Genomic DNA, 8,810 nt, shown 5'->3' on the forward strand with positions numbered 1-8,810 from the left:
GTTGCTGCAAAACCTGGCGGGAAGCGAAACCTCCCCCGAACAAGTTCACCGCAAAACCCCCACACCCAACTAGGTCGCAGTTGTGCGCGTTTAGACGCCTCAAAACGCGCACTGCTGCGACCTAGTTGGGTGGGCGGGGGCCGGGAGGAGCCCCGCCGCCGTGCCCATTCCGTAACATACCGCCCGGTTCGGTTTCGATCCCATATCGACACGGCCGCGACGCGGTTCTGTGCTGGCCGAAAACTACGCCCACCCCTAGTGTCGGATCATCGACGCAGCCACGCGGCGTCTACCCACGCACTGCCGCATAGGGGGAACCATGGATTTCGACTTTACCGCTCTGGAAACAGCCACCTACGTATTCATTGGAACGCTGGCCTTCGCCGCCATTTTGGTCGCGTTCATCGCAGTAGCAGCCATAGCAACTATCGTTCTCATCGGCGCCATGGGAATGGCCTGGTACACGGTCAAGGCAGTCCTGGGCGGTTTGGTGCATGGCATCAATTTTGCGTGGGACAGCCTGGTCCATCACGCAGGACAAGTGGAAATCCCGGCCGAATTCCAGCCCCAGGTTTCCCCTAGCACGGGTAGCTACTCGCGGGTAGCATTGAGGGACAGCTGAAGGGTTCCCCACCCGAGGCGGACCCTGGCTCCACCGGCAACAACCGGCTAGAGGAGTTATCAAATGACGTCCGCTACTGACAGCAGTCTCACCGCCGCAAGCGTCAACGCCACAGCAGAAGAAGCCCGCGCCGTCGCCGAAGCCGCCCGCGAAACTGAATGGAACCGGCCCAGCTTTGCCAAGGGCCTGTACTTGGGAAGCTTCGACCTCAGCCTGATCCATCCGTGGCCACAAGCCAAAACGGAGGACGTGGAGCGCGGCGAAGAGTTCATGGCCAAGCTCGAGGCGTTCTGCGGGTCCATGTCCGGACGGGTGATCGAACGCGACGCGAAGATCCCGGACGAGTACCTTGCAGGCCTCGCGGACCTTGGCGTCTTCGGCATGAAAATCCCGCGCGAGTACGGCGGCCTGGGATTGTCCCTGGTCTACTACGGCCGCGCACTCGCGTTGGTGGGCTCCGTCCATCCGAGCCTTGGCGCACTCATTTCGGCGCATCAGTCCATTGGCGTTCCGGAGCCCGTGAAGGAATTCGGCACGCCGGAGCAAAAACAGGAGTACCTTCCGCGCTGCGCTGCCGGCGCCATCACCGCTTTCCTCCTGACGGAGCCCGACGTCGGCAGCGACCCCGCGCGTATGGGCGCCACTGCCGTACTATCCGACGACGGCCGGTCTTACCTTTTGGACGGCGTGAAACTCTGGACCACCAACGGGGTGATCGCTGAACTCGTGGTAGTCATGGCAAGGGTTCCAGCCCACACCGACGCCGACGGCACCACGCACAAGGGCGGCATCTCAGCGTTCGTCGTGGAGATGGACTCTCCCGGCATCACGGTGGAAAACCGGAACAGCTTCATGGGCCTGCGCGGTATTGAGAATGGCGTGACCCGTTTCCACCAGGTGCGCGTGCCGGTGGAGAACCGTCTGGGCCGCGAGGGCCAAGGCCTCAAAATAGCCCTCACCACACTCAATACTGGACGTCTCTCCATCCCCGGTCTATGCGTTGCCGCTGGGAAATGGAGCCTGAAGATTGCCCGCGAATGGTCAAACGCGCGTACGCAATGGGGCCGCCCGGTGGGCAAGCACGAGGCCGTAGGAAAGAAGATTGCGTTCATCGCCGCCACGACCTTCGCGTTGGAAGCTGTGTTTGAACTGTCGGCGGAGATGGCAGATGCCGGCCAAAAGGACGTGCGCATTGAGGCAGCACTGGCCAAACTCTGGTCCACGGAACTGAGCTGCCGGATCGCCGATGAACTGGTTCAGATACGCGGCGGCCGTGGCTTTGAAACCGCCGAGTCCCTTGAAGCCAGAGGGGAGCGCGCCGTGGCGGCCGAGCAGCTCCTCCGGGACCTGCGCATCAACCGGATCTTCGAGGGTTCCAGCGAGATCATGAAACTCCTCATCGCCCGCGAAGCCGTGGATGCGCACCTTGCCGCCGCGGGCGACCTCGCCTCAGCGGACGCCAGCTTGCAGGACAAGGCGAGGGCCGCCGTCGGGGCTTCAGGTTTCTATGCCCGTTGGCTGCCAAAACTAGTAGCCGGAGCAGGCATGGATCCGCGCTCCTACGGTGAGTTCGGGCGCTTGGGCAAGCACCTGCGGTTTGTTGAAAGATCCTCGCGGCGGCTCGCCCGGCAGACTTTCTACGGCATGGGCCGCTGGCAAGCGAAGCTCGAACACAAACAAGCGTTCCTGGGCAGGATCGTGGACATCGGCGCCGAACTGTTCGCTATGGCAGCATGCTGCTCCCGGGCCGAAATGCTGCTCCGTACCCACCCGGAACACGGCGCGGCGGCCTTTGAGCTGGCCGACGCCTACTGTGAGCAGGCGCGCGTGCGGGTGGACGAATACTTCGACCAGCTATGGCGGAACACCGACGACGGCGATCACCAGCTGTCGCGCAAAGTCCTCGCCGGGGATTACGCCTGGCTTGAGGCCGGGGTCCTGGACCAGTCCGAAGGAACCGGACCGTGGATCGCCGATGCTTCCCCAGGCGCATCAAGCAAGGAGAACCTGCACCGCAAGTATCGGTAGCCCCCTACAGGACGTCACCGTCCACGTAGTACCAGCGCTTGTCCTCGCGTACGAAACGGCTGTGTTCGCGCTGGACTCCGCGTTCGCCGTCGGACCGGTAATGCGCGGCGAACTCAACAGTCCCGGTGGTGTCCAAGGGCCCACCCTTGGACGTGCCCAGGATGTCGAGCCTGCGCCATTGCATGTCCGGGTCCAGTTCCAGGGAAGCCGGGCGGGTTGAGGCGTGCCACGTTCGCCGGAGGTACTCCGGATCCAGAATGACGAACGCCGAATACCGGGAACGCATAAGCTGCTCGGCTGTGGGCGCATCGGCCTCACCCCGGTGGAAGCGCCCACAACAATCGTCATACTGCTCACCGGAAAGGCAGGGGCACGCACCGTCGCGGAGTCGGTTGAAATCAGGGGTCACTGGGTCCCAATCTGAGGCTGAAAATGAGAGCTGGGCAACATATTTTCCCACGCCGTATAACAGCTTCGAAACAACCCTGCCAGAGGGTGGCGCGGGGCGTGATTCCGTCGGTGCTGGACCGTAGGCTAGATGTGCAAGCTTGGTGGGCAATGCGCGCATCGCAAAACGACAGCCAGGGGAGGCTACGTGGAGGATCCGACAACACTCGCCATCAACCTGACATATTTGGGCACAGTGGGGATGGCTATCCTCATGTTCTTGGGACTCGGGTTGGTCATCATCATCACTCTGGTAGTTGCCGGAGTGGGACGGCTTGTGTCGGTGATTCTTTTGGCGATGGTCGGCATCTTCCCCAAGAAGGACACAGTCACCATCGTCCACTTGCCCCCGGCTCCGGAACACGTACCCGCACCGGCGAGTGACGACGTCGAGCACTCCAGTCACGCTGTTGAGTCACCTCTTGAAGATCTTGCCTACGTCCCTACCGGTTCCACTGCCGAGGTTGCAGGTCATCCCGTGCCCAATCCTGTGGTTGCGGAGCCGAAGAAGGACCTCCTTGGCGATCTTCGACGCCGCGTCTCGGATGCCACTTCCGCCGTCAAGGACGGTGCGTGGAAGGTTGGCCCGAAAAAGGTGCCCAGGCCGATCCAGGTTAAGGAAGTGGTCGAAACGCAGACCGCCCACCACCCCTTGCTTGTGGCCGCCAGTAAAGAACCCCCCGTTCTTGCAAAGGACTGGGCCGACGCCGTCGCGGAAGCTGACCGGAGGGCAGCCGCGCGGGCAAAGGCAGAGGAACCGCCCGCCATCAAGGTGACGGTCCGCGAGGTGGGCGAACCAACACCGCCGTCCAGCAAAGACGAACCGCCCGCCCCGAAGACCCCGGACGCGCACCAGCCTCCTGGCAACAGTCCCAAAAAGTCCGGTCCTGAATCCACCAAGTCCGGGCAAGGGAACGGCCCCACCCAAGCGAACAGCCCGAAGAAATCGGGCCCGAACACATCCAAGAATGGAAAGTCTTCGAGCCCGATCCGCAAGGGTTCGCTCAGCGGGGCCAACCGCAACTCCTAAGCAGCAAGCTGCCGGAACGATGCTCCGTGGTAGATCAGCGGCTTGGATTCGTGGTTGATGGTGGTCGACTTGACCTCAAGGACAACGATCGCGTGATCCCCCGCTGGCGTCTCGGAAACAACCTCGCATTCGAAACCCAGCACCGCGCCGTCGATCAGAACGGCCCCTGAGTCACTGACGCTGGTGGACAATCCGGCGAAACGGTCCCGGGTCTTGGAGGACAGCTGAAGGCAGACCGCTTCCTGGCCCTCAGCAAGAACGGATACCCCCAGCCTGCTGGCCTGCCGGAGCTTAGGCCAGGTTGTGGAGGAGTTCTGCACCGCGAACATCACCAACGGCGGCTCCAATGACACGCCCACAGTGAAGGACGATGCCACAAGGGCCTCCGGCGTGAAATCCACCATGGCACTAAAAGCAGCCACTCCGGACGGGAACTGCGCAAATGCAGCCTTGATGGCCGCTGTTTCTTCCACGGTGGTCTGTGTCATTTTGCTGTCCCCTATCGTGCGTTGCCTGAGTTCCTTTCCATAATTCACCCGCTTCCGGGAACGGCAATATTTGTTGATTCGAAAGACATTTGCGTTGCCGCATGTCAAGAAATGTCGCGAAGTAAGGCCGCTTCCATTACCTCGCAAGACGAAAAACGAAGAAGTTCTACCGTTTGCATTTGGGCGTCCCACGGCCCTGTGTAGCCTCGATTGGACATCCTTTTTGATGACGGTTGACCCAACTTCAGGCCCGCAACTGTCCAACCACTGACTCACCACAGGAAGCCGACATGAGCCTCAACGAGCTACGAACGCTTGGACGCACTGGCGCCCTGATCAGCCCTCTCACCCTGGGTACTTTGAACTTTGGCACCGGCACCGCTCCCACGGGCCCTGCGGAGAGCATCCGCATCATCCAAGCGGCGCTAGACGGGGGCATCACCAGCATCGACACCGCCGATATTTACTCGCAGGGTGAGGCCGAAGTCGTGGTGGGCCAGGCCATCCAAGGAAGGCGGGACGACGTTTTTCTCGCCACCAAATTCCATGGCCAGATGGGGTCCAACCCAGCGCATGCCGGAAATTCGCGTCGGTGGATTGTCCGGGCTGTGGAGGACAGCTTGAGACGGCTGAACACGGACAGGATCGACCTCTACCAAGCGCACCGTCCCGACTACAACACCGATCTCCTTGAGACCATCACCACCCTGAACGATCTCATGCGGCAGGGCAAGATCCTCTACTACGGCACCTCAGTGTTCAGTCCGGCGCAGCTCGTCGAGGCACAGTGGATCGCGAACACCAACCACTTGACGCCTCCTGTGGCGGACCAAGTTCCCTATTCGCTTCTGGTTCGCGCCAACGAACGCGACGTTTTCCCCATCACCCAGCAGTACGGCGTCGGGGTTTTGAGTTATGGCCCGCTCGACGGCGGTTGGCTGGCTGGCGGTTACCGCGTTGGCGCGGGCCAACCCGAAAGCTCACGCTTCTCTGCTCTGCCAGGGCGTTTTGATGTGACTGCTCCCTTCAACCAGGGCAAGCTTCATGCGGCGGACGCACTCGCACAGCTGGCTGCACGGTACGGACTGACTCTCATCCAGCTTGCTGTTGCCTTTGCACTGAACCATCCCGCCGTCACCAGTGTGATCATTGGGCCACGGACCGAAGACCATCTCACGGACTATCTGAAGGCCGCCGATGTGGTGCTCAGCGAAGCGGTTTTGGATGAAATCGATGACATCGTGGCCCCCGCCGTCAACTTCCTTGAGCGGGATGCCGGCACGGTTGCTCCCCACCTGGAGTACCCGGAACTTCGACGTCGGTAGCTCGTCTCCCGTTGTGGGGCCCGGTCTGCGCGCTTCAGTCCTCGTGAAGCACGTCGAGCAGGCCTCACAGTCACCTATTGACGGCATTGGGCCCCGGCGTGATCCTTGTCCTAAGTGCTGCGGCACGCCCGCAGCGTCAGGTCCAGTAGAACGCCGCCTCCCATGTCCAAACCCCATGTCAAGCAAGACGCGGCGAAAGCCGTCATCCCGGGACAGCCGACCGAAGGTCCCCTGACCCACGAAGAGTTGCAGCTCTCCGGCCGCAACCATTCAATGCCGCTGGAAGCCCTCCACGACGACATCACGCCAGCGGGCCTGCACTACCTGCTCATTCACTTCGATATCCCGCACGTTTCCGCCGAGACATGGCGGCTGCGGCTCGGTGGGGCGGTTAATCACAGCTTGGAACTGAGCCTCGACGACATCAAATCGCGTCCAGCTGTCACCATGCCGGTCACCATGGAGTGCGCCGGAAATGGGCGCTCGCTCCTGCAGCCACGTCCCCTCAGCCAGCCATGGGTGCTGGGAGCCGTAGGCACTGCGGAGTGGACCGGAACTCCTTTGGCACCCCTCCTGGAAGAGGCAGGTCTGGCGAGTGACGCCGTCGAACTTGTCTTTACGGGCGCCGACAGCGGCATCCAGGGTGGCGTCGAGGAACCGTACGCCCGCAGTCTTTCGATCGCCGAGGCGATGCACCCCGAAGTCATGCTGGTTTACGCCATGAACGGCAATCCGCTCCCGATCCAGCACGGTTTCCCGCTGCGGCTGCTGGTACCGGGCTGGTATGGCATGGCAAGTGTGAAGTGGTTGACGTCCATCGAGGCAGTGACTTCACGGTTTATGGGGTTCCAACAGGCGGTGGCCTATCACTACCTTCAGGGACCCGATGGGCCGGGATTGCCCGTGACGCACATTCGCGTCCGCTCCCTCATGGTGCCGCCCGGGATCCCTGACTTCTTCACCCGACGCCGTGTAGTGGATGCCGGCCCAGTCATGCTGCGCGGCAGGGCTTGGTCCGGTCACGGCGAAGTGGAACGCGTGGAGGTGGGGATCGACGGCGAGTGGATGCCTGCCCACCTGGAACCCGCAGTAGGTGACTTTGCTTGGCGTTCGTGGACCATGGTGTGGGTTGCGAGCCCGGGCGAACACGAGTTGCGGTGCCGTGCGATGGATTCCTCGGGTGCGCTGCAGCCCAGCGACCAGGTGTGGAACTACCAAGGCATCGGAAACAACATGGCCCAGCGGGTTGAGGTGACAGTTCGGTAGGGCTTGTGCGTCCGGGCTGTCCGTCCGGCTTCCTCGAGATCGCTGGAACACTGTGAGATCGCCGGGAGTTCTCCGGCGATCTCACAGCTTTCCGGCGATCTCGCCGTTCTTATCACTCGGCTGACCCGTCCACGCCGGACTAGACTCGTTCAAATCATGAGTATCCCGTCTTCATCTCCAGCGAATGTCCGGGTGGATGCCTGGTTGTGGGCGATCCGCGCTTACAAGACCCGATCCGCGGCCACCGCTGCCTGCCGCGCTGGCCACATCCGTATCAATGGCAATCCGGTGAAGGCCTCGCAAAGCGTGATCATCGGCGACACCATCAGGGTCCGCGAATCCGGTTGGGAGCGGATCCTCGAAGTAAGGCGACTGATCGCGAAACGTGTCGGCGCCGAGGCCGCGTCGCACTGCTTCACGGACCACACTCCGCCGCGTCCGGTGGCGCCAAAGCTCGGCCTTCTCCAGCGCGACCGCGGTGCCGGCAGGCCTACCAAGAAGGACCGGCGGGACATGGAGAAGCTCCGCGGCTAGCGGCCATTCGTGATAGTTATCCACAAGCGGTCCTCTTCGAAGTGAAACCGCCCCTTTACCCCGCCTAGACTGGCCGACACATCGCCAAACAGTTGCTGGGGGAGCCTGTCATGTCACGCCTTTTTGCCTTTTCTTCACGTGCCCGTGTTCAAGGAGCGGTCTTCGGACTCACAGCCGCGTTGCTGCTCACTGGCTGTCAGGGCGGCCAGCCCGGCGGTTCTCCTTCCGAAAGCTCGACGACGGCGTCACCCACCTCGGCGGTCTTCTCGCCAGGTCCTTCGGCTACTGAATCTTCGGGGAGCGCCGTTCCCGCCGCTGTCTACAAGCCGGCCGACGCGAAGGGCAAGGCCGAGAATGTGCCAGTGCCCGTGATGCCCGAGTTGGCGAAGGAGAACTCGAAGGCCGGGCTGGAGGCGTTTATCCGGTACTGGTACGCAGTCGGTAACTATGCCGACGAGACGGGCGACATCTCAAACCTCCGAACACTGAGCACTCCCGAATGCCAAGCATGCACATACTTCCAAAAAGCCTCAACGGACAGCAACAAGAATGGCCGCTGGCTAGTGGGCGGAAAGGTGCGTATCCCAACGATTGAGATTGTTTGGGACGACACAGAGAACACCCATCAAGCCCAGGTCCAGGTTATTCAAGACGCCATCAACTACTACAACGCAGACGGTACCGAGGGACGTCAGGCAGATGCAGAAACGAATGATGCCTTTGTTGTGGTTGCCACCTTCCAAACGAGCTGGAAGGTGGTTGACACGGGTGTCATTCGCTGATTATGCATGGAGGCTCGCTCTGGTACCTACCCTAATCGCAGGCCTGTTAGCCACGTCGCCGCTCAGCAGGGCCGCCCAGAATGAAGAGGACTGGGCTACGGCTAACAAAACCGCCGGAACCATAGACGTTGGATCCAGATGGGAGTTTGACCCGACGACGGGGACAGCCACACCCAGCGCTGGTGGAGCTACCACGTCCTCCGCCGCTGACGACCCCAACCAGTACATGGCCGATACCCACTGCCGGGCAGACGGTCCGGACACCGTCGACCCCGGCTGCCTGGCCCT

At 61.9% G+C, this 8,810-nt stretch carries 9 protein-coding genes and 1 pseudogene; 8 read left to right on the forward strand and 2 right to left on the reverse strand.

Annotated elements, in window-relative coordinates:
* Positions 1 to 319 precede the first annotated feature (319 nt).
* Together ACFX4T_RS25325 and ACFX4T_RS25330 are read left to right on the forward strand one after the other, a co-directional pair.
* Entirely contained in the window at positions 320 to 622 is a 303-nt protein-coding gene (locus ACFX4T_RS25325) for a hypothetical protein (protein WP_223947133.1), read from the forward strand.
* Between the two features lie 63 nt (positions 623 to 685).
* The gene (locus tag ACFX4T_RS25330) at positions 686 to 2,650 is read left to right on the forward strand and encodes an acyl-CoA dehydrogenase family protein (RefSeq protein ID WP_223947134.1); all 1,965 of its coding nucleotides are present in this window, start codon (positions 686 to 688) and stop codon (positions 2,648 to 2,650) included.
* Between the two features lie 4 nt (positions 2,651 to 2,654).
* Here the strand turns inward: ACFX4T_RS25330 and ACFX4T_RS25335 are convergent, their stop codons facing one another.
* On the reverse strand, positions 2,655 to 3,059 hold the full coding sequence (locus ACFX4T_RS25335) for a YchJ family protein (RefSeq protein ID WP_223947135.1): 405 nt from the start codon (positions 3,057 to 3,059) through the stop codon (positions 2,655 to 2,657).
* 186 nt (positions 3,060 to 3,245) lie between these two features.
* Here ACFX4T_RS25335 and ACFX4T_RS25340 point away from each other — a divergent pair, with 186 nt between their 5' ends.
* The gene (locus ACFX4T_RS25340) at positions 3,246 to 4,127 is read left to right on the forward strand and encodes a hypothetical protein (RefSeq protein WP_377655153.1); all 882 of its coding nucleotides are present in this window, start codon (positions 3,246 to 3,248) and stop codon (positions 4,125 to 4,127) included.
* On the opposite strand, the gene ACFX4T_RS25345 is transcribed toward ACFX4T_RS25340, so the two are convergent.
* Positions 4,124 to 4,615, reverse strand: a complete 492-nt coding sequence (locus ACFX4T_RS25345) for a flavin reductase family protein (protein WP_377655155.1) — start codon at positions 4,613 to 4,615, stop codon at positions 4,124 to 4,126. The genes ACFX4T_RS25340 and ACFX4T_RS25345 overlap by 4 nt on opposite strands.
* A gap of 290 nt (positions 4,616 to 4,905) precedes the next feature.
* Between ACFX4T_RS25345 and ACFX4T_RS25350 the strand changes: the two genes are divergently transcribed.
* The 5 genes and pseudogenes from ACFX4T_RS25350 to ACFX4T_RS25370 all read left to right on the forward strand — a co-directional run.
* The gene (locus ACFX4T_RS25350; protein WP_377655157.1) at positions 4,906 to 5,940 is read left to right on the forward strand and encodes an aldo/keto reductase; all 1,035 of its coding nucleotides are present in this window, start codon (positions 4,906 to 4,908) and stop codon (positions 5,938 to 5,940) included.
* A 162-nt stretch (positions 5,941 to 6,102) separates the two neighbouring features.
* Positions 6,103 to 7,206, forward strand: coding sequence for a sulfite oxidase (locus tag ACFX4T_RS25355; RefSeq protein ID WP_216927479.1), 1,104 nt, complete (start codon positions 6,103 to 6,105; stop codon positions 7,204 to 7,206).
* Positions 7,207 to 7,362: 156 nt separating this feature from the next.
* The gene (locus ACFX4T_RS25360) at positions 7,363 to 7,740 is read left to right on the forward strand and encodes an RNA-binding S4 domain-containing protein (RefSeq protein ID WP_377655159.1); all 378 of its coding nucleotides are present in this window, start codon (positions 7,363 to 7,365) and stop codon (positions 7,738 to 7,740) included.
* A gap of 110 nt (positions 7,741 to 7,850) precedes the next feature.
* Complete coding sequence (locus ACFX4T_RS25365) at positions 7,851 to 8,522, forward strand: DUF6318 family protein (RefSeq protein ID WP_377655161.1); 672 nt, start codon at positions 7,851 to 7,853, stop codon at positions 8,520 to 8,522.
* Positions 8,509 to 8,810 (forward strand): annotated as a pseudogene (locus ACFX4T_RS25370) (hypothetical protein); the annotation flags it as partial. The gene ACFX4T_RS25365 and the pseudogene ACFX4T_RS25370, both read left to right, overlap by 14 nt.

Source organism: Paenarthrobacter sp. YIM B13468 (assembly GCF_042788025.1).
In the GTDB taxonomy this organism is placed as follows: Bacteria; Actinomycetota; Actinomycetes; order Actinomycetales; family Micrococcaceae; genus Arthrobacter; species Arthrobacter aromaticivorans.

Excerpts from the sequence above, each read along its gene's own strand:
- ACFX4T_RS25325 (WP_223947133.1), top strand. The coding sequence starts at position 320 with ATGGATTTCGACTTTACCGCTCTGGAAACAGCCACCTACGTATTCATT.
- ACFX4T_RS25330 (WP_223947134.1), top strand. The coding sequence starts at position 686 with ATGACGTCCGCTACTGACAGCAGTCTCACCGCCGCAAGCGTCAACGCC.
- ACFX4T_RS25345 (WP_377655155.1), bottom strand. The coding sequence starts at position 4,615 with ATGACACAGACCACCGTGGAAGAAACAGCGGCCATCAAGGCTGCATTT.
- ACFX4T_RS25350 (WP_377655157.1), top strand. The coding sequence starts at position 4,906 with ATGAGCCTCAACGAGCTACGAACGCTTGGACGCACTGGCGCCCTGATC.
- ACFX4T_RS25355 (WP_216927479.1), top strand. The coding sequence starts at position 6,103 with ATGTCCAAACCCCATGTCAAGCAAGACGCGGCGAAAGCCGTCATCCCG.
- ACFX4T_RS25360 (WP_377655159.1), top strand. The coding sequence starts at position 7,363 with ATGAGTATCCCGTCTTCATCTCCAGCGAATGTCCGGGTGGATGCCTGG.
- ACFX4T_RS25365 (WP_377655161.1), top strand. The coding sequence starts at position 7,851 with ATGTCACGCCTTTTTGCCTTTTCTTCACGTGCCCGTGTTCAAGGAGCG.